The organism is Collinsella aerofaciens (genome assembly GCF_040910265.1).
Lineage (GTDB): Bacteria > Actinomycetota > Coriobacteriia > Coriobacteriales > Coriobacteriaceae > Collinsella > Collinsella aerofaciens_BK.
In genome coordinates this window covers 1-25,239 of sequence record NZ_JBDGAW010000014.1, presented here as the reverse complement: position 1 = coordinate 25,239, position 25,239 = coordinate 1, and the positions used below count along the sequence as shown (strand labels likewise).

Genomic DNA, 25,239 nt, shown 5'->3' with positions numbered 1-25,239 from the left:
TGAGGTCGAAAGCAGTAGTAGAATACCGTTCGAACCATAACCTACGATTGATTGCAGAGGGATTGGATGCAGCATTCGAATCATCGCGTCGCAGCGCTCATCGCGTCGAAGCCAGCTCGTATCATCACGAGCGCCGCACTCGCTGTCGCACTGACTGCCACGCCGATGCTCTCCCCCGTTGCGGCGTATGCCGCCTCGCAGGCAACGCAGGATCAGCTTTCCGCCGCGCAGCAAAAAATCGAAGCCGCCACGAGCGCCTACAACGATGCCCGCACCAAACTCGACGACCTGCAAAAGCAGATCGACTCCAATGAGGCGAGCATCGAGGAAATCGAGGCCAAGCTTCCCGAGCAACAGGCCAAGGCAAGCTCCGCCATGCGCGATCTATACAAGTACCAGAAGGGCACCAATCCCATCGTGAGCTTCCTGGTCAACGCGCAGAGCCTGGGTGAGTTCATCACCACCTGCAAATACACCAACCAGATCACGAGCTCGAGCGTCGACGAGATCGAAGAGCTCAACAACATGCAAACCGAACTCGAGCAGAACAAGGCCGAACTCCAGCAGGCCAAGTCGCAGCTTGAGGCAGAGCAGAAAAACGCCGAGGATGCGCTAGCCCAGGCTCAGCAGCTCCGCAGCGAGGCGCAGGCAAAAGCCGAGCAGGAAAATGCCGCCGAGCTTGCCAAGCTCGAGGCCGATAAGGCCGCTGCCGCCGAGAAGCTCTCGGGCGAGGGCGTAAGCGGCAGCAATTCCAGCAGCCAGGCCACCAACACCAACACCACCATCGACACCACGGTGAACAACGCTAATACCGGTAACTCTGATTACGATACGTTCATCAACGAGTGGACGAGCCGCATCGATAATTATCTTGCCGGCTCCCCCATGGCAGGCCAGGGCTATAACTTTGCCGTCGCCGCCTGGAATACCGGCGTCGACCCCCGTTGGTCCCCCGCCATCGCCTGCATCGAGAGCACCAAGGGCACTTATTGCGCCAATTCCTACAACGCCTGGGGCTGGAGCGCTCGTGGCGGCGGTTGGCGCAGCTTTGGCAGCTGGAGCGAGGGCATCTCCGCTCATGTTGCCTACCTGGGCGCCAACTACGGCTCCACCCTTACCCCGGCAGCGGCCAAAAAGTACTGCCCGCCCACGTGGCAGGACTGGTACAACAAGGTCGCCGCTCAGATGAACCGCATCTAAGCGCAACTGCAAAGGGCCCCAAACGGGGCCCTTTTCTTTTAGCTGGCAGAGGTGTCAACGATACCGGTCGCATTGGCAACCGCAACCATGACGATCATGCATATAAGCAGCACGCCCAGCGCCTTGAGCCAGAGTTTCGCGAGTTTCTTGCCGCGATAGCTGTCGAGCAGCGCGAATCGCCGGCGAAGGCGGCGCTTGTCGAGCACGGCGAAGTGGAGAAGCACCGTGAGACCGTCGACAAAAAAGAAGTACTCAACCGCAAGGAACCACGTCGGGTAGTTTTGGTTGGCGCCCGTTGGATGAAAGACAGCGAAATGGCTCCCGGCAAAAAAGACGAGAAGCGAGAGGCAGATGAGTATGTTCCAAGCGCGCCCCAAAGGCTCCGGAACGCGAGAAAGCAGACTTTGACGGGCGGGCGCCGGCGATAAGATGTTCTGAGGCTGTTGCGTGGAAGGCGATGGCGGTGGCGAGGCAGTCGATGCGGCTTGTGCCGCCACGGGTGGCATTGCGCCCGGTGCCGAAAACGCGGGACGGCACAGCTCAAATGCCGCGCACACAGCATGTCCCAGCGCCTTCGCATTGGCAAAGCGCTTGGCCGGATCGAGCGCCATCGCCATGCAGATGGCATCGGCCAACGGAACGGGGATAGCGCTCGTCTCGCACTGCTCGCGCATGTCACGTCCCGGCTTAGGATCAGCCCCCGTCAGGCAAAAGAAGAGAAGAGCGCCAAGTGCATACACATCACTGCGCACGCTCGTCTGCCCAAACCCATATTGCTCGGGCGGCGCATAGGGCCGCGTGCCAAACTTAACGGTGTCGGCATCGGCACCGTCGCGCCATACGCGCGCGATCCCCAAATCGATAATCACCAGCGACGAAAAGCTCATACCGGCATTGGGTGCATACCGCACGCCCGACACGATGATATTCGAAGGTTTAAGGTCGCGGTGAATCACCGGCACCGCCGGCTCCCCCGCTGTCGCAAAACCAGCATGGAGCTCTCCCACCGCATCGCAGAGAGCAGGAAATAACCCATGCGCATAATCGGGCGTCGCGCCCAAGCGCCCCACTAAGGCCTCGAGCGTCTCGCCCTCGACATACTCCATCACTACGTCGAGTTCATCGCCCGCACGGCGACAATCGACGATCCGAGGCAAGTGTTCAAAACGGCGCCCGGCACGCTGGGCCTCAAACAGGCGCTCATACGCCCCGCCAATCTGGGCCGATGCGTTAATGCGCTTACGGACGAAGGGGCCAAGCGACCCACCGCCGGAGCCTTCAAAGTACACGAGCTCGGTCGCTTCGACGCCAGAGCGCTTAAGTACGCGATCCACGCGATAGCTGTCGTCGCGATCGAGCGATGCCAGGTGCTCGGCAAGCGCGGCGGTCAGTTCGTCGTCGGAATATGTTGGGTCTTGAGTATCCATAGCGTCCATCATAGCGCAGGGCGCAGACACCTCATGGCATCCGCGCCCTGTTCGTTTACATCGTTGCCGTAGCAGTACCGCCGGCTCAGCCGTCAGCCGCTAACTCACCGTCTCCTCGCCAAATCGATACAGCTCCTCGTTGACCTTTTGGAGGCTGCACCCGCGATCGATGCAAAAGATGATAATCGCATCGCGGCGGTCCTTACAGTTAAGGACGCTTACCCCGGCAGCCGTCAGCGCACGGTTGGTCTCTTTGAGCGTCAGCGCCATCGCAAAGGCAATCTGCAGCACCTTATTGCGGCTCGGATGCCGCGCACCGGTAAAGATCTGATAGCCAAAGGTCTCATTGAGATCGGCCATACGAACCACGCGCGAGCGCTCCAAGCCCTTTTCCTGCAGTAGCCGCTTCAGATAGTCCGAAAGCGACGGGGCGGCAAAGTCGTGTTCTTTGATATAGCCATCGATGTTTGGCGCGTCGAGAAGCTCATTGAGTAACTCGTCAGTCAGCTTTTTATCGGGCATACGACTTCACCTCCCCCAGTGCATGCAACATGCTAGAAACCGCTTACGTCCGAACGCTCCCAGCTGGCGACCTGATCGGGAGACACCGTACCCAGCGCCTCGAACTTCCAGGAGCCGCCCGCCTTCAGATGATTGGTGTTTGCAAGAGCCGTTCCAACCTGGTTACCATCGGCATCATACAGAACATATTCAATCTGAATGTAGCTCTTTTCCTTGTCCGTGTTATTGGTCAGGGTGCCCGTGATCTTATAGGTAAACTGATTGGAAGTGTCTTCAGCCTCGTCAGCAATGGTATACGGTTCTTGCGGTTCTTTTTGCTCCTCAGCCTGCTGTGTCGTCTCGGCAGGTTTTGCCGAATCGCTCGCAGACGAATCGGTTGAGTTGCCGCCCATAGAGCCCACGGCACCGACAATAACCAGCACCACGATGATGCCTAGGACAATCTTGCCGATCGGCTTCTTTCCCTCTTTTGCCATTATTCATCCTTCCTACGATCCGGCTACCGTGCCGGCACACAGCACATCGTAGGAAGGATTGAACTTGAATTCATTAGCTGAGAGCTAAGGTTGCGGTAAACGGCCAATGCAGTTATCCAAACGCCGAGCAAACGCACTTTGCGCGACCGTCTGCCAGCAGTGATCAACCCACCGTGACGGATTCCCCGGTAAAAGCACTGATCATCAACAGGACAAAGAAAACAAGGTAGCTGACACTCAGCAGGTACGCAATGATCAGAAAGACGACCCAGCCGACATTGGTTTTACCGTCGGCACGGCGTTGCTCGCGATTACGGCAAAGCCAAATCGTCACGCCAATGGCGACAATCAGCAACACGAGCGCCGCTGCAGCCAAACCGGCAAGCGCAAACATCATGCCAATACTCAGCACAACAACCGGGAGCAGTAGCAAACCACACCCGCATCCACCCGGACTATATACGGCAGACTGTCGGCGTCGCCTCATCGCCGCGCCACCCCCATCATCTTTGAGCACTACAGTGCGATGGCCTGCTGAACAGGAACGATCTTGTCGAGTTCCGGTTCGATCCGCCTTTTCTCGGCCTCAAGGTCAAACGCCACCTGAGCGCGCAGCCAATAACCATCCGTCAGGCCAAAATAACGGCAAAGACGGAGGTCGGTGTCGGCCGTCACGCGACGTTTTCCCAAGACAATCTGCCCGATACGCTGAGCCGGAATCCCAGTCTCCTTAGCAAGGCGATATTGAGAAATGCCCATGGGAACAAGAAACTCCTCTTTGAGAAGCTCACCAGGAGTCACCGGCGACAGCAAATCGGCCGAAGCCTCATCACTTGTGATAATCGACGATTTCGACATTCCAAGCCATCTCCTGTCTCCACTCAAAACAGACCCGATAGCGCTCGTTAACACGGATGCTATATTGACCGGCACGATCGCCCTTCAAAGCTTCCAGGCGGTTGCCCGGTGGAACGCGAAGATCATCAAGTGAAGCACAAACCTGCAGTTGGCGAATCTTCCTCAACGCAACACGCTCAAAGGGCACGAACCTCCTGACCCGCACACCCATGGCAAAGCGTTCGGTATCCTCATCTTTATACGATGCAATCATAGTATCGCCTTACGTTAGTAACGTCAAACGTTTCTATAGACTTACATCTCTATTATATCGTACGTTTGTTCGTGTTTTCTAGAACAAATAGTCCTTCACGCCTTAGTCAAGCGAAAGCAATCGTTTGTAGACATCGAAGCCTTTGAGTAGGATTTCCTCGTCAAAGAGCATGGTATCGGTATGCAGAGCGCTTGTTGCATAGGCGGGGCAGCCATCCGAATCACTCGGGTTGTCTTGGTCCTCTGGCACGCCCGTGCCTAGCAAGAAGAACACGCCCGGCAGATGGCGCTGATAGAACGCGAAATCCTCGGCGATCAGCAGTGGCTCGTCCACAAGTTGCAGCTCGGACAAGGCAGGCGCAATGTAGGCAAACAACTCGGGGTCGTTGTCGACCGGCGGATAGCCCTCGGCAAAGTCGAGATCATACGTGCAGCCCGTTGCGGCACAGGCATCGTCCAGCACGCGGCGCACGCCTTCGCGCGCCCGGTCGAACATGTCGTCCGTAAACACACGCAGGCTTCCGGCCACATGGGCCTCCCCCGCCACCGCGTTGCAGACGGTGCCTGCCTGCAGCAGGCCGAACTTGCCAATGCAGGGCTCATCGGCACCCAGCTCATCCATCAGATCGCGCTCGGCAACCAAGAACTTGGCAGCCGCCAGCGCCGCATCGTGCGACTCCTCGACCGGAACGCCATAGGTCTTAGCGATATGGATGCTCGCCCCGTGAATGTGCACATGCGTCTCGCTCGAACGCGCTAGCAGCGGACCGGGGCAGCTCGCTAACGTGCCGGCGGGCAGATCGGGCCACACATGGAAGCCAAAAATGCGGTCGGCCCCATAGCGCTCGAACACACCGCTCTCGCATACCGTCTTGGCACCACCGGTCGTTTCCTCGGCCGGCTGGAACACAAAGAGAACATTGCGCCTAATGGCGCCCGGATGCTCGCGAATCGTACGGTCGACATACGTCGCGGCGGCAAGCGCCATGGCCATGTGTCCGTCATGTCCGCAAGCGTGCATCTTGCCGGGATGGGTTGAGGCAAAGGCCGCTCCCGTCGCTTCCGCGATGGGCAGCGCATCCATATCGGCGCGAATCGCCGTGGCATGCGCGGCATCAACGCCGGCGTCGAAGAAAGCGCAGACGCAGCTGGGGCACGGATGGGTCACTTCGCAGGTGAGCGGTGCCAGCACGCCCTCGATATAGGCAATGGTTTGCGGAAGATCGAAATCGAGCTCCGGAATGCGATGGAGATCGCGGCGATAGCGACGGAGTTCTTGGAGCTCGGTCATAGAGGATCCCTTCGTGAGGCACATCTGTTGCAACTTATTGTGATACAGGATTGTGGCGCACATGTTTCCAGCATATCCCTGCATTTTTTAAACGTTATATACGAATACTCTTGTTTGGTAAAGTGCAACGTGGTAGGGTCGTTACCACTTGATAGAGGCGCGGGCACGAAGAACCGCGGGCGAGCCGGCAGGCTTTGACCCCGTGGAGAGGCGAAACCCGCCGAACTGGGCTTTTCGGGCACGAACAACCTGGTGGGCCTGTGGGAAACACCCACAGGACTGTCTGCAGCAATGCGGGAGCGCTATCCGGACATTGGGTCCACGCTATGCGGATTCGATGCGCAGATGGCGCCGTCTGGATAGCGAGGTTTACGGGACATGGCATTGACCCCCAACGAGGCATATGCGGCCAAGCAGCCGTTTGTGGACAAGGAGACACTCGAGCATATCGTCGAGCAGTTCCCCACGCCGTTTCATCTATACGACGAGGCGGGCATCCGCCGCAACATGCAAGAAGTGCGCGACGCCTTTGCATGGAACCCGGGCTTTAAGGAATACTTTGCCGTCAAGGCCAACCCCAACCCGGCGCTCATCTCCATTCTCAACGAATACGGCTGCGGCTGCGATTGCTCGAGCTATACCGAGCTCATGATCGCCCGCTCACTGGGTATCACGGGACACGACATCATGTTCTCGTCCAACGACACACCGGCTGCCGACTTTGAGCTCGCCGACAAGCTGGGTGCCATCGTCAACTTTGACGACATCAGCCACATCGGGTTCTTTGAGCGCGTTGCGGGGCCCATCCCCAAGACGGTCAGCTGCCGCTTTAATCCAGGCGGCCTGTTCCAGCTCTCCAACGGCATCATGGACAACCCGGGCGACTCCAAATATGGCATGACCACCGAGCAACTCTTCGAGGCCTTCCGCATGCTCAAGGCCAAGGGCGCCGAGGACTTTGGCATCCACGCATTCCTTGCCAGCAACACCGTCACCAACGACTACTACCCCAAGCTCGCGCGCATCCTCTTTGAGCTTGCCGTACGCCTGGAGCGCGAGACCGGCGCACACGTCGCCTTCATCAATCTGTCCGGCGGCGTCGGCATCCCCTACCTGCCCGAGCAGCAGGCCAACGACATTCGCGCCATCGGCGAGGGAGTACACGCGGCATACGACGAGATCCTGGTTCCCGCCGGCATGGGCGATGTGGCCATCTGCACTGAGATGGGCCGCTTTATGATGGGTCCCTACGGCTGCCTGGTCACCAAGGCTATCCACGAGAAGCAGATCTACAAGGACTATATCGGCGTAGACGCCAGTGCCGTCGACCTCATTCGTCCCGCCATGTATGGCGCTTACCACCACATCACGGTGATGGGCCAGCCGGGCGGCGCCGACAAGGCCACAGCGCCCGTCACGAACACCTATGACATCACGGGCAATCTGTGCGAGAACAACGACAAGTTCGCTATCGATCGCGAGCTGCCGCATATCGACATGGGTGACCTGCTTGTAATCCATGATACCGGTGCGCATGGCTACTCCATGGGCTACAACTACAACGGCCGCCTGCGCTCCGCCGAGGTGCTGCTGCGCCCCGACGGCTCGGCCGACCTTATCCGCCGCGCCGAGCGCCCGGGCGATTACTTTGCCACGCTCGACGTGCTGCCGTGCGGCCGAGAGCTGCTGGCCAAGTCGCGCGCCGAAAGTGCCCGCCGTCGCGCCCAAGACGAGCGCCTAGCAGTCGCAGCTCAATGGAACAAACGCATCCAGATCGCGGAGGCGAAGGAGAAGAACATGGATATCCGCAATCTCGAGGGCTCAATCGTCGCCCTTGTCACGCCGTTTAAAAAGGACGGCAGTGTCGACTTTGACGCGCTCGAGCGCCTTATCGATTTCCACCTGCAAAATGGCACTGACGCCATCCTCACCCTGGGCACCACCGGCGAGAGCGCCACGATGACCGACGACGAGGACAACTCCGTTGTCGCCGCCGTGGTCAAGAAGGTTGCAGGCCGCGTCCCCGTTATTGCCGGCTCGGGCTCTAACTCCACGCAGACCATGCTCACCAAGTCGCTCACTTACCAGGGCCTGGGCGCCGATGGTCTGCTGCTCATTACCCCCTACTACAACAAGTCTAACGAAGAGGGCATCTACCAGCACTTTAAGACCGTGGCCGACGCCGTAGATATCCCCTGCATCCTGTACAACATCCCCGGCCGCTGCGGCTGCGGCATCAGCGTGCGCAACGTGGAGCGCTTGGCCGCGCACCCCAACATCATGGGCATCAAGGAGGCCTCGGGCAACGTCGCCTACGCAGCCAAGATCGCCCACCTGCTGTCCGATGACTTCCGCATGTACTCGGGCGAGGACGCACTCACCGTTCCGCTCATGAGCCTGGGCGCCTCGGGCACCATCAGCGTGTGGGCCGATGTTCAGCCGCAGCTCGTGCACTACATGTGCCGTGCCTATCTGGACGGTGACGTGGAGCGCGCCCGCGACATCCAGATTGCCGGTCAGCCACTCATCAACGCCCTCTTTAGCGAGGTCAACCCCATCCCCGTTAAGGAGGCGCTCGCTCAGATGGGTATGATCGAGGCAAACTACCGTATGCCGCTGTGCCCCATGGCCAACGACACACGTGCCGCACTTACCGATGCTCTGAAGGGAGCTGGTCTGCTTGATTAAGACCGTCATTATGGGAACGGGCCGTATGGGCTCGCTCATCCGCACCACCGCCGAGGGCGTTGTCGACGCCGCCGGTCAGCCCGTTTTTGATATCGTCGCCCAGATCGGCTTCGACTTGTCCGAGCTCGAGAGCGCACCGGCCGGCGATGTAATCATCGACTTCTCGAACGTCGTGACCTTCGATGCCGTTGTCGCCTATGTCGAGCGCACGGGTGCGGCGTTGGTCTCGGGCACCACAGGCTACACCCCCGAGCAGATGGATCGCCTGCGCGAGCTGGGCCAGAATGCCCGTGTCATGCATTCGGGCAACTACTCTATCGGCATCGCTGCCCTACGCCATCTGGTTGCCCAGGCCACGCGCGAACTGCCCGGCTTTGACTGCGAGATTGTCGAGACGCACCACAACCAAAAGGTCGACGCTCCCAGCGGCACCGCTAAGCTGCTACTCGACGCTGTAGTCGAGGCCGAGCCCGAGGCAGGTTACCACCCTGTCTACGGTCGCGAGGGCATGTGCGGCGCTCGCGATCCCAAGGAAATCGGCATGCACTCGCTGCGCGGCGGCACCGTCGCCGGCGTGCACGAGGTGAGCTTCTTTGGCCAGGACGAGGAAGTCACGCTCACGCATCGCGCCACGAGCCGTCAGATCTTCGTCAACGGCGCTCTGACAGCCGCGCAGAAGCTCGTCACCCGCGAGCACGGCTTCTATACGTTCGACCAGGTCATGTTCGCCTAACCAGTTATCTACCGTACCCACGCAAAGGAGAAACAGCATATGAGTAACGCAGCCGAGATGGATGCCCAGGAGATTATCAATTACATCGCTACCGCGCCCAAGAAAACGCCCGTCAAACTGTACGTGCGCGAAAAGCCGGGCATGAAGGTCCAGTGGGGCGATGCGCACGTCTACGGCGGCCGTCGTGGCAAGACCGTCTTTGGCGACTGGGATGAGCTCAAGGCCATCCTCGATGCCAATGCCGACTCCATCGACTACTACGACGTCGAGAATGACTGCCGCAACTCCGCCGTCCCTATGCTCGACCTTAAGGGCATCAATGCCCGCATCGAGCCGGGCGCGATCATCCGCGACCGCGTCGAGATCGGCGACCGTGCCGTCATCATGATGGGTGCCATCATCAATATCGGCTCCGTCATCGGTGAGGGCTCCATGATCGACATGGGCGCCGTGCTGGGCGGCCGCGCCACCGTGGGCAAGAACTGCCACATCGGCGCTGGAACCGTGTTGGCAGGTGTCGTTGAACCCGCAAGCGCCACGCCCGTCATCATCGAGGACGATGTCATGATCGGCGCCAACGCCGTGGTCCTGGAAGGCGTGCGCGTAGGCAAGGGCGCTGTCGTTGCCGCCGGCGCCGTGTGCGTCGAGGACGTCCCCGCCGGTGCCGTCGTGGCCGGTGTCCCCGCCCGCGTCATCAAGATGCGCGACGAGAAGACCGACAGCAAGACCGGTCTCGAGGAAGGCCTGCGCCAGCTTTAATAGTTACGCGGGTTTACCAACCCGCGTAACGGCTCGACGCTACACCTTTGGTTCCGTCGTTCTAACGAACGACGGACCGGTCGACGCTACAAACGCCCCTAAGCGGCAATCTGACGTTCAATCGTCGGTCGCGTACCAAAGTACGCTTCCCTCCTCTTTCACGTCACCTTGCTCGCTTAGGGGCGCTTTCGCTGACTTATGCTCAGCCTGCAACTCAATTGAGCTCCAAGCAAAAAGGCCGAAGACCCAAAGGGCTTCGGCCTTTGCTTTCCTGCTGTAGGCGTAACGCAACTTATCGATTCTCGATGCTGCCGATGTTTTTGAGCTCGATGGAGATGAGGCCGTTGGGTTCGTTGACGAACTCGATGTACTCGGAGTTCGAGCCCATCTCGGCCGGAAAGCTGATCTCGATGCCCGTATCGGTACGAATCTTGTGGTTGCGCACGGCCGCACGCTCGACCTGCTTGCGCTCCACGGGAACGCGCTCGGGGACCTTCTCCTCGGTCAGCGCCGCGCGCACGCTTTCCTTGATGACCGGCTCGTCCTCAAAGACCTCATCGACGATATCCCAGGGCGGCAGCTCCTCATCGTCCTCAACCTTCTCGGCAACGGCAGCCTTAACCTTAGCGAGCGCTACGGCTGTATTGGCACCGTGCTCCTCGGCGACTTCCTCGACCACGCGCGTCACGGTGTCGATGACCTCCTTGCCCGACACGCCCGTATCGCACTGCAGCAGACCGTCGGGAATGAGCATACGGTCTTCGCCGGCAATCTTGCGCTTCTTGTCCACATAGCCGATCTCCATGGTGCTCGCGCGCACGATGGCATAGCTCGGCACCTTTTGCGATGGATTCGGCAGGATAGCATAGTGGCGCGCGATGTCGTTGCGTACCTCGCCCTCCTCGCGGCCCACCTCGTGCATAAAGGCCTGTTTGGAGCCCAGCAGCATCACGGCAAACCAGCGGGCATCCTCGTCGTCGTCAAAATCGGCCACGAGCACATCGGTGGACTCGGCTTTCTCGGCCTTGGTAAGCTCGGAGGAAATGAACTCCGCAATCTGCTGCGACAGGTCTACGAACTCGCGCTCGCCAAAGAAATAGTCCTTGAGCTCGCCGCCAAACGCAGAGTTCTCGGCAAACGTGGCGCGCTTATTGTCGGCCGAGGTTCGTGCGCGGCGCAGATGCGTGGTCACAAAGTTGCGCACGGTACGGCTCTCGATATCGAGCTCGCGCTGGCTCATGACGTTGACGGCAGAGTCAAAGTCCAGGATATGCAGAATCGAGTGATTGATTTTCATATACGGCATTCCGTTCTAGATCGATTTCGGCACGAACCAGTATAGCGGTCGAGCCCGCCCCAGGCGCATCGAAGCTTGGTGCATCGGGGACAGGTTGCTTTGCACCAATAGTTAGCGCAGGAGCTCGGACTGCCAAGCCTCGAGCTGTTCTGCCAAACTCTTGCCGGCAGCGGGCATGTCGATCTGGGGTCGTTTGGGCAGCAGTGCGCATTTAAGGATTGCCACGATGGTCTGCGAGACAAAGCGTCGCGTATCCTCGTCAAAGCCTTGCGCAGCCTGGAGCATCACGGGCAGGCTCTCGCGCAGATTCCCGGCGATATCCGCAAACCGCTCAGCACCCGTAGCCTCAAACACGGAGAACAACGCATCTACAAAACGCTCGCGCTCGCTAGGTGACACTGCAAGCAGCATCTCGCGAATGGAGTCATCAACGTATCGAGCACCGGCGGACAGGCGCTCACAGTACACGAAGTCGCGATCATCAACCACCCAGCTAAAGGGATTATGCTGCAGCAGGCTGAACTCGGTGCTCTCAACGATGGCATAGTCCTCCTGCGTCTCGAACATCATGCCAAAGATCGACGACCGAGGTAGCGTCTTGTCGATTCGACCGGAAAGATCGGCAAAGGCGTTGCCGTTCAGAAACTCCTCGACAAAGCCCGGACCATCATGGGAATACACTCGTTCGATTCGCTCACGGGCGGCATCGGAGCACATCGCCGCACCGTACACCGCAAGGTTTCCACCCTTGGAATGACCTCCGCACAAAAGCGGCCCGTCAATCGCATCCGCCGCCTCGTCCACATAGCGCGCCGCAGATTCCTGGGAGGGCACAGGACACCGGAACGCCATGTTAAAGTCCTCTTTCCAGCCCACAATCGTACTGTCGGTCCCCCGGAAGGAAAGATAGCTAAACCCCGCCGGAAACCGGAACGCCATGGCTGCAAACTGCTCTGTCGCCACCACATCGCTCACGGCACGATAGCCGCAAACGTACACGCCACGGTAGCGAGGGCTTGCTGCCACGGCCTCCAACAAGGCCCTGCTCCCCTCTGGATCCCACAGGTCGCCAATCATGTCCCGGTAGCACTCGGCACGCAGCAGCTCGCGTACGCCTAGGCCCTGCCAGTTCGTCAGCTCCGCCATATCACCCGGCAAACGCAAATAGGACAACCACGCAAAGACCAGGCTATCCACCGCACAGAACGGCCGTTCCTTAAACGAATCAAACGTCGTCTGGGCATAGGTCAAAAAATTAGGCGAATCCGACATGGCGCTCCCATCAACTATGGCGCATTGGGGTCAGGTTACTTTGCATCAAAAAGGCGCCCGGGCCGTGTGGACCCGGACGCCTTCATTGTAGCCTGTTGCCCAAAAGAGCTTGATTTAGCAGGAGAAGTCGACGCTGTCGATGATGTCCTTGAGGGCCTTGGCGGAGGCAGTGAGCTCATGCTGCTCGTCATCGTTCAGCGGCACGGGGACGCGGCAGACAACGCCGTCGCGGCCAACGACGGTCGGCATGGAGATGGCAAGATCGGACAGGCCGTACTCGCCCACCATGAGCGAGGAAACGGGCAGAACGGTCTGCTCGTCACGCATGACGGCAGTGCAGATGCGCTTGACGGCCATGGCGACGCCGTAGTAGGTGGCGTGCTTCTTCTCGATGATGGTGTAGGCGGAGTTCTTGACGTCCTCGGCGATGCGTTTCTCGGCAGCCTCATGCTCCAGATGACCGTGAAGCTCGCAGAAGGTGTTCAGCGGAACGCCGGCAACCTGAGCGCTGGACCAAGCGACAAACTCGGAATCGCCGTGCTCACCCATGACATAGGCCTGGACATCGCGCGGGTCAACCTCGACGTGGGCACCAAGCATCTGCTGCAGACGGCCGGTGTCGAGCACGGTACCGGAGCCGATGACATGGCCCTCGGGCAGGCCGGACATCTTGATGGCGGCGTAGGTCAGAACATCGACCGGGTTGGAGACGATGAGCAGAATGCCGTCGAAGCCGGACTTCTTAATCTCGGGGATAATGGACTTAAAGATGCTGACGTTCTTGTTGACCAGGTCCAGGCGAGTCTCACCGGGCTTCTGGGCAGCGCCAGCGGTGACGACGATCATGGCGGCGTCGGCGACATCGGAATAATCGCCGGCGTAGATCTTCATCGGCTCGGCAAACGTCATGCCGTGCGCGATATCCAGGGCCTCACCCTCGGCGCGGTTCTTGTCCACGTCGATGAGGACCATCTCGGAGAACAGACCACTCTGCATCAGTGCGAACGCCGAAGACGAACCAACGAAACCGCAGCCGACAATAGCGACCTTCTTCTCGTTAACCATTAGAAACTCCCATCTCTCTCCACAAACAAGCCGCCCGGGAACGACCCGAGCGGCTTGCCGTAATCCCAATACATCCAATCGGGACTTTGATTATGCTCCTATTCGCAGCCAAAAATCGACCGTTTACCGAAATTGTTTGCAGAAATCGTAAAATAACTGCACGAAATCGGTTTCGAGCTATTGACGAGCCGAAATACCTTTCTAATACAGGCCCGCCTCGCGAATGGCCTCGACAGCCAAAGCAATCTGGTCGGGCGGCAAGACCAGCGCCATGCGCACGTGCCCCTCGCCCGAAGGACCAAAGCTCGCGCCCGGCGTCACCACAACGCCGGCCTTCTCCATGAGCTCCTCGCAAAACGCCATGGAATCGGTGCGACCACCGGGAAGCTTGGCCCACACAAACATAGAGCCATGCGCGTTGGGACGCTCCCAGCCCAGGCCCTCAAGACCGTCGCACAGGGCATCGCGGCGCTCCTGGTACTTCAGACGCTGCGCCTCGACCTCATCGCGCGGACCGTTCAGGCAGGCGATAGCAGCCTTCTGGATCGGAAAGAACATACCAAAGTCGATCTGACCGCGCAGCTTGGCAAAGGCAGAGACCACGTCCTCGCGGCCGACCAAAAAGCCGATACGCGCACCGGTGACGTTAAACGACTTGGAGAGCGAGAAGAACTCCACGCCCACCTCGAGCGCGCCGGGATACTGCAAAAAGCTTCCGCCCGGCTCGCCGTCGAACACGATATCGGAGTACGCATTGTCATGGACGATGAGCAGGTCGTGCTCGCGGGCGAAAGCGATAATCTCCTCATAGACCTCGGGCGTACCCACCGAGCCCACCGGGTTCGCGGGCAGCGACACGATCATATACTTGGCGCGATCGGCCACCTCGGGATCGATGCCTGCCACGTAGGGCAGGTAATTGTGCTCGGCAACCAGCGGATAGTACTCGAGTTTGGCATCGGCGATTTTGGCGCCCGCCTCAAAGACCGGGTAGCACGGATCGGGAACCAAAATGGTGTCACCCGGATCGAGCAGGGCCAGGCCCAAGTGGCCCACGCCCTCCTGCGTGCCGTTGCACGACTGCACCATGGACGGCGTAATGCCCGAAACGCCAAAGCGACGCTCATAGTAATCGCACACGGCCTGCTTGAGTTCGGGCAGGTCGCGCAGGGCATATTTCCACATCTCGGGGTCCTGGGCGGCCTGGATCAGCGCCTCGACCACGTGGTCGTACGGCTTAAAATCGGGCGTGCCCACGCTCATGTTGTAAATGGTCTTGCCCTGAGCCTTCAGCGCAAGCAGTTTGTTGTTGAGCGAGGCGAAGACCTCCGCGCCAAAGCGGTCGAGACGCTGCGATGCCTGCATGGTGCCACCTTTCGATATGAAAAACGCGGCGCTCCGACAAGAGCGCCGCGCGATACGGGCCATCAGATTGCAAAAGTGTAACGCTTGCAACCCCCGTATTGGTTCAATTTAGCCAACCTTAGTCAACTGGATTGAGCGCGTCGATCTGCGCAAGCCACAGACGCGAGCTGGCGTCACTCGGCATACGCCAATCGCCGCGCGGGCTGAGCGTCACCGAGCCCACCTTGGGACCGTCGGGCAGGCAGCTGCGCTTAAACTGCTGGGCAAAGAAGCGACGATAGAACGTACGCAGCCACGTGTGGACGGTCTTGGCGTCGTAGACGCCCTCGAAACTCTTGAGCGCCATGCGGTAGATCTTGCCCGGCTCAAAGCCAAAACGCAGCAGGTAATAGAGGAAGTAATCGTGCAGCTCGTACGGGCCCACCAAATCCTCGGTCTTCTGCGCAATCTCGCCGTCGCCCGTGGGCGGCAGAAGCTCGGGGGACACCGGCGTATCGAGGATGTCGAGCAAGACCTCGGCAATACGCCCGCCAAAGACATCAGCCGCGTAGCGTACCAGATGGCGCACAAGCGTCTTGGGCACGCTCGCGTTGACGGCGTACATGCTCATGTGGTCACCGTTATAGGTAGCCCAGCCGAGCGCCAGCTCCGACAGGTCGCCGGTGCCGATGACAAAGCCACCGGTCTGGTTGGCCAAGTCCATCAGAATCTGCGTACGCTCGCGGGCCTGGCTGTTCTCGTAGGTCACGTCCTGCACGGCCGGATCGTGCTCAATGTCCTTGAAGTGCTGCTCCACAGCCGCGTGGATCGAAACCTCGCGGAAGCTCACACCCAAGTCGCGAGCGAGCGACTCGGCATTCGACTTGGTGCGATGCGTCGTGCCAAAACCTGGCATGGACACGGCCGTGATACCGGTACGCGGAAGCCCCAGTGCATCGAAGGCGCGCGCGGTCACAAGCAGTGCCAGCGTGGAGTCCAGGCCGCCCGAAAGACCGATGACTGCAGCCTTGGTGCCCGTATGGGCCAGGCGGGTCTTAAGGCCGGCGGTCTGCAGGCCGAGAATGGTCTCGCAGCGCTCAGCCAGGTCACCATGGTCGGCCGGTACAAAGGGCGCGCGCGGGAAAACGCGGTCGATATCGCAGGCATCGCGCAGGACAGGCTCTTTGGCCAGCACGCCCTCAAAAGAGAACTCAACGGTCGTGGCCTCCGGCGCATCGCCCGCGCGTGTCCACGTCGTCGAGCGACGGCGCTCGGCAACCAGACGGTCAAGATCGACGTCGGCGATGGCCATGTCGCAGGTAAGCAGCTTGGTCGCGGCGAGCTTGGAGCCGTTTTCGTAGACGAGGTTCTCGCCCGCAAAGACCATATCGGTCGTGGACTCGCCCTCGCTCGCATCCGCGTAGGCATAGGCACAGTACAGGCGCGCACTTTGGTTAGAGATAAGGCTGCGGCGGTAATCTGCCTTACCGATGATCTCGTCAGAGGCCGACGGGTTGAGAATCACCGTCGCACCGGCAAGCGCCATCTCGGTCGAAGGGGGCGCCGGCACCCACAGGTCCTCGCAGACCTCAATGCCCAGCGCCAGGTCCTCGGTGCCCTCATCGCAGCAACGGTAGACAAGCCCCGAGCCCAGCGGGACCGGACCCTGACCGGCAAATTCAAGCCAAACGGGATCGGTGGGTGCCGGAGCAAACCAACGGCGCTCATAGAACTCGCCATAGTTGGGCAGATACTTCTTGGCCGTGAGGCCCAAAAGCTCGCCCGCGCAGCACACGGCGGCGCAGTTGTAGATATTCTCGGCAACTGTAACGGGAAGACCGATAGTAAAGACAATCGGCAGCTCACGAGTCTCGTCGAGGATATGCACCAGAGCAGCCTCGCAGGCATGCAGCAGCGTGCGGTTATGGAACAGATCGGCCGCGGTATAGCCGGTCAGGTTAAGCTCGGGCAGCACCAGAGCACGAACGCCGCGCTCGGCAGCATCGCGAACAGCCGCCAGCGCCACCTCAGCATTGCCCTCGACATCGGCGACGCGAATCTGCGGCGACGCCGCCGCCACACGCAAAAAGCCATCAGACTGAGAAAGGTGAAGATTCATAAGAATGCTCCCGTGCGTAGACGCCATTCACAACAATTAGCAAGCCCTATTGTAGTTCAACCGCCGGGTGCAACCGCACCCCACCAACTTGGTGAGCTATTGATGAGTTGATGGTATCTGTTAAATGTCACGTACGATTCACATCTGGTGGGTACCCTGATGGCTACACGAAACGAAGCAGATTTACACCGGGAGGACCCCGTATGACAACCAAGTACACCGACGCTCCGCGCACGCGCGTCATGACGCCGGCATCGCTCAACAACGGCGTGCACGAGAACCATTCCATCGGACAGACCATGGCCATCGCGCCCAAAAAGGGCCTGTTTGACGACATTTCCATTCCTCAGATCATCGCCGGCGCCGCAGCCGCCGCCACGAGCGTCGCGCTTGCCTCCAAGATTGGTATCGCGGGTTCAGTAATTGGTGCCGCCGTGAGCTCGGTCATCACCGTTGTGTCCTCGCAGGTCTACCGCCACTTTATCTCTGCAAGCGCCAAAGCCCTCAAAGGCACGCACGCCGCCGTCGACTACCCCGCCGGGGCCTATGAGCCCGTTGAGTTTGATGCCGAGGAGCACCTGGGCGGCGCCGCGACTACGCAAGAGATGCGCCAGATTGCGGGACGCGCGACCACGGCGCGCGTCGCCCCTGACAGCCTGCGTGCCAAGGCCGCGGCAGAGCGCAGCCAGACGCAAAAGAAGGTCATCGTCTTCTCGATCGCCATCGCCATCGTCGCGGTCATCGCCTGCACCGGTGCCATCCTTATCACCACCGCCGGCGAGGGTCTGGGCGAGCGCCCCGAGCCAATCCTTTCGTCGTACACGACCGAGCACGATGCGGATAGCTCCGGCCAATCGCAAAGCCAGCAGAACAACTCGCAGGGCACCTCCGCATCCACCGATTCGTCCTCGAACACCCCCGATCAATCGCAGGGCGCCGATTCCTCTGCGAACAACAGCGGTACGCAATCCGGCACGACCGACTCAAGCCAAACGACTGACGGCTCTCAACCGAGCACGGGCGACCAGACGAGCGGCAATGCATCGGGCACGGGATCTACCGACAACGGCAACACCAACAGCTCGAACAGCTCGGGCGGAACCGCGTCCGGCGCGGCATCTGACAGCTCGAGCCAAGGCACGGCATCGGGCAACTAAGCACGTTTGCCTCTCATAGATAACCGACCTGCATAACGGGCGCGAACCGGCAAACGGTCGCGCCCGTTTGCCTTGGGCGCCGAGATGGCAAGCCCCGTGCGATGGTAAGATGCTTTGGTGTGTAAAGAGGAGATTTGCCATGAGCAAGACAATAGTTAGGCCCACGCTATCGCTGGGCAACCACATCTATCTGTATCGCCTACTGCGCGATGCAATCGGATGCGGCAAGCAAACGTTTATGACGCAGGTCGAGGAGGCGCTCGCCGCAGGCGACATGGCCGCTTATGACCTGGGCTTCGAGTCCACGCGCGAGCTGCTCGAGGAGCTCGACGACTGCATTAAGCTGACCGTCTTTAAGGGCGGTCGCCTGTATGCCACCGTCATCGCCAACGAGGCCTGGGATGCCGCCCTTGCCAAGGGCGAGGACAAGCCCAAGGCAGCCAAGGGAGCCAAGCAGTCCTACAAAAAGAAAAAACACGGCGAGAAGGACCTCAAGGCCGTGCGCCCCAAGCGCGTTAAGCGCGCCGAGCCCGAGCCCGTGGCCGAAGTCGCTCCGAAGTCCGTGCCCGAGACAGAGATCGAAGTCGCTATTGAGGTAACAGCAGAAGCCGAAACCGAAATCGCCGTCACGACCGATCCCAAAGTCATATCCGAGCAGGAAGCCACTGCGGATCCCAACGAGGCTCCCAAGTCGACAACCGAAGAAGCCGCTAACCAATCCGAGACGCCTGCGTTCCAAAACAGCGATGTCTTTGGCGACGAGGCCGAGGACGATCAGCCCAACGATCAAGACGCTACCGAGTCGACACCGGAGCCCGAGACGCCGCAGCCCGCCATCTCGCTCACGGTCGTCTATGACCCCGAGAACGCAAACGCCGGCATCACCACCATGGCATCCACACCCGTCGAGGCAAAGCCGAGCGTCGAGAACGAGAATGCAACGCAGGTTGAAGTTGAAACCGCAGTTTCAGACGCGTCCGTTACTGCGGAGCCCGCAGATTCCACAGCCAAGCCGGAAGAGGCGCCGGAACCCGCGCCCGTCGCCGAGCCCGTGCCCGTCCCTGTCTGCGACCAGATTCCCGCTCCCGCACCGACCTCGGTCCCCGCTGTTGCCCCGATCCCCGAGCCCGCAGCGCCGACCATCCCCGAGGACTTCCCCGTTGACTTTGCGACCGAAGTCTTCTGCCCCGGCCCGCTCCTGCACCAGCTGTCGATCTATCTTCCCTACGGCGCCGACACGCTCGGCATCGTCGGCGAGTACTACTGGATCGCCCGCGAGCGTGGCATCATCGACGCCGCACGCAACCGTGCAAGCTTCCCGCTACGCTACACGCAGGCCGGCGAGCGCCACGAAGTCACCGTGCGCATCCGCCGCAACACCACCGGCGGCCTCGGTGCCACCTGGACCATCGACAAAGTCGAAGAATCCGCCGAATAGCAAAACGCGGCGAACGTCACAAAACATTCGCCGCGTTTTTATTTTTCCAGGTTGAGCATAAGTCAGCGAAAATGTCCCAGAGCGAGCAAGGTGACGTGAAAGAGGAGCGCCGCGTACTTTGGTACGCAAGCGACGATTGAACGTCAGATTGCCGCTCTGGGACATTTGCAGCGTCGAGCAGCTACGCGGTTTGGTAAAACCGCGTAGCAAATTAGTCACGCGTCAGCTTGCGGTGAATACGATGCGGCTGGGCTGCGTCCTCGCCCAGGCGCTCAATACGGTTGGCCTGATAGGCCTCGAAGTTGCCCTCGAACCAGTACCAGTTGCCCGGATTCTCGTCGGTGCCCTCCCATGCCAGGATATGCGTGGCAACACGGTCCAGGAACATACGGTCGTGGCTGATGACGACCGAGCAGCCCGGGAACTCGAGCAGTGCCGCCTCGAGCGAGGACAGCGTCTCAACGTCCAGGTCGTTGGTGGGCTCGTCGAGCAGCAGCAGGTTGCCGCCCTGCTTGAGCGTGAGCGCCAGGTTCAGACGGTTGCGCTCACCGCCAGAAAGCACACCGGCGCGCTTCTGCTGGTCCTGGCCCTTAAAGCCAAAGCTCGCCACATAGGCGCGGCTCGGAACCTCGGTCTCGCCGACCATCATGTGGTCCAGACCGTCCGAAACGACCTCCCACAGGTTCTTATCGGGGTCAATACCGGAACGGTTCTGGTCGACGTAGGAGATCTTGACAGTCTCGCCCACCTCGAGCTCGCCCGAGGTCAGCGGCTCCAAGCCAACAATCGTCTTGAACAGCGTGGTCTTACCGACGCCGTTGGGGCCGATCACGCCCACGATGCCGTTGCGCGGCAGGGTGAACGAAAGGTCGTCGATGAGCGCGCGACCGTCGAACTCCTTGTGCAGGTGATGGGCCTCCAAGACCTTGTTGCCCAGACGCGGGCCCACGGGAATGCGGATGTCGGTCCAGTCGAGCTTCTGGCTGGCACGAGCCTCGGCCTCCATCTCCTCGTAGCGGGCCAGACGGGCCTTGTTCTTGGCCTGACGAGCCTTCGGCGAGCTGCGCACCCACTCGAGCTCGGCCTCCATACGCTTGGCGAGCTTGGCATCGCGGTTGCCCTGGGCCTCGATACGCGCGGCCTTGGTCTCCAGATACGTGGAGTAGTTGCCCTTGTAGGGATAGAGGTGACCACGGTCGACCTCGCAGATCCACTCAGCGACGTTGTCCAGGAAGTAACGGTCGTGCGTGACGGCCAGGACGGCACCCTGGTAGTTGTGCAGGAAGTGCTCGAGCCACAGGATCGACTCGGCGTCCAGGTGGTTCGTGGGCTCATCGAGCAGCAGCAGATCGGGGGCCTCGAGCAGCAGCTTGCACAGGGCCACGCGACGGCGCTCGCCACCGGAGAGCACATTGACCGGCATATCGGAATCGGGCAGCTGCAGGGCGTCCATGGCCTGGCCGAGCTTGGAATCGATATCCCAGCCGTCGGCGGCGTCAATCTCGTCCTGGAGCTTGCCCATCTCGGCCATGAGGGCGTCCATATCGCAGTCCGGGTCGCACATCTCCTCGCCGATCTTATTAAAGCGATCGACCTTGGCAATCATGTCACCAAATGCCATGCGCACGTTCTCGATGACGGTCTTGTCCTCGTCGAGCGGCGGCTCCTGCTGCAGAATGCCCACGGTGTAGCCGGGGGTAAGTCGAGCGTCGCCGTTGGAGACTTCCTCGATGCCGGCCATGATCTTGAGCAGGGTCGACTTGCCCATGCCGTTGGGGCCCACGACACCGATCTTGGCGCCGGGATAGAAGCTCAGGGTCACGTCGTCAAGGATCACCTTGTCGCCATGGGCCTTGCGAGCCTGATACATCTGGTAGATGAACTCCGCCATTTGCCTGTTTTATCCTTTCTGCCTGCCGTTTCCCAATTCTTGTTTCGCTTTAGTGGAAACGAAATGCGGAAACCAACTCTGAAACTAAACGAAAAAGGGGCATGGTTGCCCACACCCCCTAATACTACCTGGGAAAAGTCCCCTGGAGCATATTTTGACCTGCGTACGCTAGTTTTCCGCAACCTTAGCGAACGGCCCGCTGCGACTTGCGCCACAGTAGATACGAGTAAACATACACGGCCCCAACAGAGCCAAGCGCCAGCACCGCAATCACCGCGGCGACGACTTCACTCGAAAGCACGCTGCCTGCCACGCCCATCACAATCAGGCCAATACCCAGCACCATAAAGCAGGCGCCGCCAAAACGCTGCGTACGGCGCCAGTTCTCGGGATCGGCAAGCGCCCAAGGTGTCTTGATACCGAGCGTATAGTTCTGCTTCACACGCGGCAAGTAGTTGCCTACGCCGATGAACAGCAAACCGACAACACCGGAAATCAGCACGTTAACCGAACCGACCGCCGGCACCACGCCCCAGACCGTAAGCTCTCCCAGCCAGCTTACGGCGCACATGAACAAGGTGAAGGCGATTACGAAGCCCTGATAGAACTTGCCCGAGGTTCGATATGCCTCACCTTTGGGATCGATGCGCGGCACCACGCAGAACATTGCAAGAAGTGCCAGAGGCAGCACGCCGAGCGCGGAGGCCATCCAGCTAGGGCCCCAACCGTCGACGGCGCCGTTCGCTCCCCAGTGCGTGGGAATCTGCGCAGGCAAGCTCGGCATCACCATGAGGTGCGCTACGACATTGGCGACGCACAGAGCGACCAGCGCAATCCACACGCGCGACGATACCCCCGTGGGGTGAATGCCCTTGTTTTCGTTATTCATCCTTATCACCTTCCGTGTTTGTAAAGCCCATAAACCAGCCAATTAAATCCTGCATGACGGTGGTATTTAAGCTGTATACGATGTTTTGGCCATGACGTTCGTCGGTCACCAGCCCGGCATTTTTAAGCGTCGCCAAATGGTGGCTCAGCGAAGGCTTGCTGATGTCAAAATGCTCGGCAAGCTCCCCCGCCGTGCAATTGCCCTCGCGCAGCAGCTCCAAAATACGCCGCCGCGTCGGATCGGCCAGTGCCTTAAAACCCTCTCCCGGCATAGAACCTCCTCTCACCAGTTCGTTCGACGCGCACACTATACTCGATATTTAGATGTTTGTCTAATTATCTAATTAAGCAATAGCCATAGAACACTCGTTCGCTTTTAGTTACAATACCGTTAGAAGCAGATGGGCCAGCTCCCCTCTACCAGAGAAGGAGATGGACTATGAGTATTGACGATGTCCTGACGTTGTTATTGCTTGTAATCGCGGCTGTGGAGCTCGGCATCCACATTGGAGGTCGAATGAAATAGCCGCCCCCGCGTAATGCGAAGACGGCCACTTCTCACGCCATAAACGTGTTTCGGAGTTGGCCAACCCGCGGCCACGGGTGCCATCTGCTTCAATCTTATGCGAATCCCCGCTTCATTTCAACATGCCCCAAGGCCTCAAATGGAGGCAGAATAATACCTATAATGGCGATAGCCAATTACGTTAATTACTTCCCCATCGGAGGATATCTATGACCGAAACCGCAGCCGCCGCTCCCGTCGAGACGCGCGACACCAAGCTCGAGATCATCATGGGGCGCGAGGCGCTCGACAAGCTCGCCGACGCCACGGTGTTGGTGCTCGGCTGCGGCGGCGTGGGCTCTAACTGCTGCGAAGCGCTCGCCCGCGGCGGCATCGGCCATTTCGTAATTCTGGATAAAGACATCATTGCGCCCAGCAATATCAACCGTCAGGCCATCGCGTTTCACAGCACCATCGGCAAGCGTAAAGTCGACGTCATGGAGGCCATGATCCATGACATCAACCCTGCCGCCACCGTCATCAAGCGCACCGAATACCTGCTGAGCGACAACATCGACGAATTCTTCGCGAGCGTTCTGGAGCAGACAGGTGGCACGCTCGACTACGTTATCGACGCCATCGATACCATCTCGGCCAAGCTCACCGTCGCCAAGTATGCTCAGGACCACGACATTCGCCTGGTGAGCTCCATGGGCGGCGGCAACAAGCTGCATCCCGAATGCCTGCGCTTCGCCGATATCTTTGACACGGTGCGCGACCCCATGAGCCGTATCATGCGCAAAGAGTGCAAAAAACGTGGCATCAAGAGCCTGCACGTTCTATTTAGCTGCGAGGAGTCGGTCAAGACTCAGCGCCGTGACCCCTCCAACATCCACGAGCGCACCGAGCTCGGAACCGCCAGCTTTATGCCGCCCATCATGGGCCAGATGATTGCCGGCGAGGTTATTCGCAAGATCAGTGGACGCGGTACCGAGCGCGTTCGCGCCGACGGCCAGCGCCTGGACTAGCAAGGCACACCGCGATGAAGCTGCAGTCCTTTGATGCTCACTGTCACCTCGACCTGATGGCCAGCCCGAACACCGTTGCCCACGAAGCCGCAGCGATGGGACTGGAGCTCTTTGATTGCGGCGTCGATCCACGCGATTTCGCGTCAGCATCCGAACGCGCCAGTAGTAGTCCCAACGTTATTGCAGGGGTGGGCCTCCACCCCTGGTGGATTGCCGACGGCCGATGCGGAACCGCCGAGGTCGGCCTGCTTTGTGAACTCGCCATCCGGGAACGGTTTATCGGCGAGGTCGGGCTCGATTTCTCGCCACGCTTTGCAGGCACCGAGGGAAACCAGACGCAGGCATTTGAACGGCTATGCCGAACGTTATCGCAGTCCCCGCTACCTGGACGCGTTCTATCCATTCACGCCGTTCGCGCGGCGGGAGCAACTTTGGACACTTTGGAGTCGAACGACCTTCTAAAGGACGTCCCCAACTCCCCCACCATTATCTTCCACTGGTTTAGCGGCACCTCAGATGAGTTTGTCCGCGCACGCATTGCGGGCTGCTACTTTTCCGTGAATGAACGCATGCTTGCGACCAAACGTGGGCGCGAATACGCGCGACAGATTCCACTTGATCGCTTGCTACTCGAAACCGACGCGCCGGCCGAACCAGACGCGGAAACATCCGCGCGACAGCTCGTCGATTCACTCATAAGAGTATCCGAGGTCATTGCTGCGCTTAAAAACTGCCCCGAGGAGAGCATCAAGTCGGTCGTCCTGGAAAATTCCCACTCCATTTTCGACTTCCGCTGACCTCGGTGGGCAAAAAATGCCAAATATGAGTACTGTTGTAAAACTGGTCACATTATTTTGCACCAAAACAACGACCTGATAATGTACAACTGTTCATTATCAGGTCGTTTTAGCATACCCAGGGACATATTAGACGGCTTTAAGTTGTCCGCAGAGGTCGCGCGCGCAGACGTGGTGTAAGAGCGTCCTGAGGTCCGTCGCTGCAAGTCCCGATGTTACTCCTTCTTGAGGC

Annotated in this window: 23 protein-coding genes and 1 riboswitch; of the genes, 8 read left to right on the top strand and 15 right to left on the bottom strand. The window is 59.7% G+C overall.

Translation table 11 applies throughout. From position 1 onward, the window contains the following. Positions 1-66: 66 nt before the first annotated feature. Positions 67-1,200, top strand: a complete 1,134-nt coding sequence (locus tag AB5Z14_RS06830) for a coiled-coil domain-containing protein (RefSeq protein ID WP_368130847.1) — start codon at positions 67-69, stop codon at positions 1,198-1,200. A gap of 38 nt (positions 1,201-1,238) precedes the next feature. Here the strand turns inward: AB5Z14_RS06830 and AB5Z14_RS06825 are convergent, their stop codons facing one another. The 7 genes from AB5Z14_RS06825 to AB5Z14_RS06795 form a co-directional block, all read right to left on the bottom strand. Continuing rightward, complete coding sequence (locus AB5Z14_RS06825) at positions 1,239-2,627, bottom strand: serine/threonine protein kinase (protein ID WP_368130846.1); 1,389 nt, start codon at positions 2,625-2,627, stop codon at positions 1,239-1,241. A 99-nt stretch (positions 2,628-2,726) separates the two neighbouring features. Then, positions 2,727-3,149 (bottom strand): transcriptional regulator, encoded by a 423-nt coding sequence (locus AB5Z14_RS06820; protein ID WP_099431495.1) that lies wholly within the window; start codon positions 3,147-3,149, stop codon positions 2,727-2,729. Between the two features lie 32 nt (positions 3,150-3,181). Further along, positions 3,182-3,625: an FxLYD domain-containing protein gene (locus AB5Z14_RS06815; RefSeq protein WP_035137903.1), complete on the bottom strand. Its 444-nt coding sequence runs from the start codon at positions 3,623-3,625 to the stop codon at positions 3,182-3,184. 163 nt (positions 3,626-3,788) lie between these two features. After that, positions 3,789-4,022 (bottom strand): hypothetical protein, encoded by a 234-nt coding sequence (locus AB5Z14_RS06810; RefSeq protein WP_368130845.1) that lies wholly within the window; start codon positions 4,020-4,022, stop codon positions 3,789-3,791. A gap of 119 nt (positions 4,023-4,141) precedes the next feature. Then, entirely contained in the window at positions 4,142-4,483 is a 342-nt protein-coding gene (locus tag AB5Z14_RS06805) for a HigA family addiction module antitoxin (protein ID WP_195239125.1), read from the bottom strand. Further along, on the bottom strand, positions 4,455-4,736 hold the full coding sequence (locus tag AB5Z14_RS06800; RefSeq protein ID WP_006234335.1) for a type II toxin-antitoxin system RelE/ParE family toxin: 282 nt from the start codon (positions 4,734-4,736) through the stop codon (positions 4,455-4,457). Before AB5Z14_RS06800 ends, AB5Z14_RS06805 begins: the two co-directional genes overlap by 29 nt. Positions 4,737-4,838: 102 nt before the next feature. Then, complete coding sequence (locus AB5Z14_RS06795; RefSeq protein ID WP_368130844.1) at positions 4,839-6,026, bottom strand: N-acetyldiaminopimelate deacetylase; 1,188 nt, start codon at positions 6,024-6,026, stop codon at positions 4,839-4,841. 144 nt (positions 6,027-6,170) lie between these two features. Then, a riboswitch (Lysine riboswitch) is annotated at positions 6,171-6,339 on the top strand. A gap of 65 nt (positions 6,340-6,404) precedes the next feature. On the opposite strand from AB5Z14_RS06795, the gene dapA reads away from it, so the two are divergent. The 3 genes from dapA to dapD are packed head-to-tail and all read left to right on the top strand — an operon-like array spanning position 6,405 to position 10,206. Continuing rightward, positions 6,405-8,714: a 4-hydroxy-tetrahydrodipicolinate synthase gene (gene dapA / locus AB5Z14_RS06790; protein ID WP_368130843.1), complete on the top strand. Its 2,310-nt coding sequence runs from the start codon at positions 6,405-6,407 to the stop codon at positions 8,712-8,714. Continuing rightward, a complete protein-coding gene (gene dapB / locus AB5Z14_RS06785; protein ID WP_368130842.1) occupies positions 8,707-9,447 on the top strand; it encodes a 4-hydroxy-tetrahydrodipicolinate reductase in 741 nt (246 codons plus the stop codon). The genes dapA and dapB overlap by 8 nt, the downstream gene beginning before the upstream one ends. Before the next feature lie 39 nt (positions 9,448-9,486). Then, a complete protein-coding gene (gene dapD, locus AB5Z14_RS06780; RefSeq protein WP_117797991.1) occupies positions 9,487-10,206 on the top strand; it encodes a 2,3,4,5-tetrahydropyridine-2,6-dicarboxylate N-acetyltransferase in 720 nt (239 codons plus the stop codon). A gap of 292 nt (positions 10,207-10,498) precedes the next feature. On the opposite strand, the gene AB5Z14_RS06775 is transcribed toward dapD, so the two are convergent. From AB5Z14_RS06775 to AB5Z14_RS06755, 5 genes are all read right to left on the bottom strand, one after another. Continuing rightward, a complete protein-coding gene (locus AB5Z14_RS06775; protein ID WP_368130841.1) occupies positions 10,499-11,503 on the bottom strand; it encodes a nucleoid-associated protein in 1,005 nt (334 codons plus the stop codon). Between the two features lie 111 nt (positions 11,504-11,614). Next, on the bottom strand, positions 11,615-12,775 hold the full coding sequence (locus AB5Z14_RS06770) for a DUF2974 domain-containing protein (protein WP_368130840.1): 1,161 nt from the start codon (positions 12,773-12,775) through the stop codon (positions 11,615-11,617). A gap of 114 nt (positions 12,776-12,889) precedes the next feature. After that, positions 12,890-13,840 carry an L-lactate dehydrogenase gene (locus tag AB5Z14_RS06765; RefSeq protein ID WP_089573042.1) on the bottom strand — a complete coding sequence of 317 codons (951 nt, stop codon included), beginning with the start codon at positions 13,838-13,840 and terminating at the stop codon, positions 12,890-12,892. 201 nt (positions 13,841-14,041) lie between these two features. Next, positions 14,042-15,205 (bottom strand): pyridoxal phosphate-dependent aminotransferase, encoded by a 1,164-nt coding sequence (locus AB5Z14_RS06760; protein ID WP_195644743.1) that lies wholly within the window; start codon positions 15,203-15,205, stop codon positions 14,042-14,044. Positions 15,206-15,323: 118 nt separating this feature from the next. Beyond that, the gene (locus AB5Z14_RS06755) at positions 15,324-17,303 is read right to left on the bottom strand and encodes an NAD(+) synthase (RefSeq protein ID WP_368130839.1); all 1,980 of its coding nucleotides are present in this window, start codon (positions 17,301-17,303) and stop codon (positions 15,324-15,326) included. A 203-nt stretch (positions 17,304-17,506) separates the two neighbouring features. Between AB5Z14_RS06755 and AB5Z14_RS06750 the strand changes: the two genes are divergently transcribed. Further along, on the top strand, positions 17,507-18,460 hold the full coding sequence (locus tag AB5Z14_RS06750) for a hypothetical protein (protein WP_368130838.1): 954 nt from the start codon (positions 17,507-17,509) through the stop codon (positions 18,458-18,460). 139 nt (positions 18,461-18,599) lie between these two features. Beyond that, positions 18,600-19,898, top strand: a complete 1,299-nt coding sequence (locus AB5Z14_RS06745) for a hypothetical protein (protein ID WP_368130837.1) — start codon at positions 18,600-18,602, stop codon at positions 19,896-19,898. 211 nt (positions 19,899-20,109) lie between these two features. Here the strand turns inward: AB5Z14_RS06745 and ettA are convergent, their stop codons facing one another. The 3 genes from ettA to AB5Z14_RS06730 form a co-directional block, all read right to left on the bottom strand. Further along, on the bottom strand, positions 20,110-21,789 hold the full coding sequence (gene ettA / locus AB5Z14_RS06740; RefSeq protein ID WP_368130836.1) for an energy-dependent translational throttle protein EttA: 1,680 nt from the start codon (positions 21,787-21,789) through the stop codon (positions 20,110-20,112). Positions 21,790-21,973: 184 nt separating this feature from the next. Then, complete coding sequence (locus AB5Z14_RS06735; RefSeq protein WP_368130835.1) at positions 21,974-22,678, bottom strand: SdpI family protein; 705 nt, start codon at positions 22,676-22,678, stop codon at positions 21,974-21,976. Next, on the bottom strand, positions 22,671-22,949 hold the full coding sequence (locus AB5Z14_RS06730) for an autorepressor SdpR family transcription factor (RefSeq protein WP_022094448.1): 279 nt from the start codon (positions 22,947-22,949) through the stop codon (positions 22,671-22,673). The genes AB5Z14_RS06735 and AB5Z14_RS06730 overlap by 8 nt, the downstream gene beginning before the upstream one ends. 463 nt (positions 22,950-23,412) lie before the next feature. Here AB5Z14_RS06730 and AB5Z14_RS06725 point away from each other — a divergent pair, with 463 nt between their 5' ends. Together AB5Z14_RS06725 and AB5Z14_RS06720 are read left to right on the top strand one after the other, a co-directional pair. Beyond that, complete coding sequence (locus AB5Z14_RS06725; RefSeq protein ID WP_368130834.1) at positions 23,413-24,210, top strand: tRNA threonylcarbamoyladenosine dehydratase; 798 nt, start codon at positions 23,413-23,415, stop codon at positions 24,208-24,210. A gap of 14 nt (positions 24,211-24,224) precedes the next feature. Continuing rightward, the gene (locus AB5Z14_RS06720; RefSeq protein ID WP_368130833.1) at positions 24,225-25,007 is read left to right on the top strand and encodes a TatD family hydrolase; all 783 of its coding nucleotides are present in this window, start codon (positions 24,225-24,227) and stop codon (positions 25,005-25,007) included. Positions 25,008-25,239 lie beyond the last annotated feature (232 nt).

Excerpts from the sequence above, each read along its gene's own strand:
- AB5Z14_RS06735 (WP_368130835.1), bottom strand. The coding sequence starts at position 22,678 with ATGAATAACGAAAACAAGGGCATTCACCCCACGGGGGTATCGTCGCGC.
- AB5Z14_RS06750 (WP_368130838.1), top strand. The coding sequence starts at position 17,507 with ATGACAACCAAGTACACCGACGCTCCGCGCACGCGCGTCATGACGCCG.
- AB5Z14_RS06770 (WP_368130840.1), bottom strand. The coding sequence starts at position 12,775 with ATGTCGGATTCGCCTAATTTTTTGACCTATGCCCAGACGACGTTTGAT.
- AB5Z14_RS06830 (WP_368130847.1), top strand. The coding sequence starts at position 67 with ATGCAGCATTCGAATCATCGCGTCGCAGCGCTCATCGCGTCGAAGCCA.
- ettA (WP_368130836.1), bottom strand. The coding sequence starts at position 21,789 with ATGGCGGAGTTCATCTACCAGATGTATCAGGCTCGCAAGGCCCATGGC.
- AB5Z14_RS06825 (WP_368130846.1), bottom strand. The coding sequence starts at position 2,627 with ATGGATACTCAAGACCCAACATATTCCGACGACGAACTGACCGCCGCG.
- AB5Z14_RS06755 (WP_368130839.1), bottom strand. The coding sequence starts at position 17,303 with ATGAATCTTCACCTTTCTCAGTCTGATGGCTTTTTGCGTGTGGCGGCG.
- dapA (WP_368130843.1), top strand. The coding sequence starts at position 6,405 with ATGGCATTGACCCCCAACGAGGCATATGCGGCCAAGCAGCCGTTTGTG.
- AB5Z14_RS06730 (WP_022094448.1), bottom strand. The coding sequence starts at position 22,949 with ATGCCGGGAGAGGGTTTTAAGGCACTGGCCGATCCGACGCGGCGGCGT.
- AB5Z14_RS06775 (WP_368130841.1), bottom strand. The coding sequence starts at position 11,503 with ATGAAAATCAATCACTCGATTCTGCATATCCTGGACTTTGACTCTGCC.
- AB5Z14_RS06820 (WP_099431495.1), bottom strand. The coding sequence starts at position 3,149 with ATGCCCGATAAAAAGCTGACTGACGAGTTACTCAATGAGCTTCTCGAC.
- AB5Z14_RS06760 (WP_195644743.1), bottom strand. The coding sequence starts at position 15,205 with ATGCAGGCATCGCAGCGTCTCGACCGCTTTGGCGCGGAGGTCTTCGCC.
- AB5Z14_RS06745 (WP_368130837.1), top strand. The coding sequence starts at position 18,600 with ATGAGCAAGACAATAGTTAGGCCCACGCTATCGCTGGGCAACCACATC.
- AB5Z14_RS06725 (WP_368130834.1), top strand. The coding sequence starts at position 23,413 with ATGACCGAAACCGCAGCCGCCGCTCCCGTCGAGACGCGCGACACCAAG.
- AB5Z14_RS06810 (WP_368130845.1), bottom strand. The coding sequence starts at position 4,022 with ATGATGTTTGCGCTTGCCGGTTTGGCTGCAGCGGCGCTCGTGTTGCTG.
- AB5Z14_RS06795 (WP_368130844.1), bottom strand. The coding sequence starts at position 6,026 with ATGACCGAGCTCCAAGAACTCCGTCGCTATCGCCGCGATCTCCATCGC.
- AB5Z14_RS06720 (WP_368130833.1), top strand. The coding sequence starts at position 24,225 with ATGAAGCTGCAGTCCTTTGATGCTCACTGTCACCTCGACCTGATGGCC.
- AB5Z14_RS06815 (WP_035137903.1), bottom strand. The coding sequence starts at position 3,625 with ATGGCAAAAGAGGGAAAGAAGCCGATCGGCAAGATTGTCCTAGGCATC.
- dapD (WP_117797991.1), top strand. The coding sequence starts at position 9,487 with ATGAGTAACGCAGCCGAGATGGATGCCCAGGAGATTATCAATTACATC.
- AB5Z14_RS06805 (WP_195239125.1), bottom strand. The coding sequence starts at position 4,483 with ATGTCGAAATCGTCGATTATCACAAGTGATGAGGCTTCGGCCGATTTG.
- AB5Z14_RS06765 (WP_089573042.1), bottom strand. The coding sequence starts at position 13,840 with ATGGTTAACGAGAAGAAGGTCGCTATTGTCGGCTGCGGTTTCGTTGGT.
- AB5Z14_RS06800 (WP_006234335.1), bottom strand. The coding sequence starts at position 4,736 with ATGATTGCATCGTATAAAGATGAGGATACCGAACGCTTTGCCATGGGT.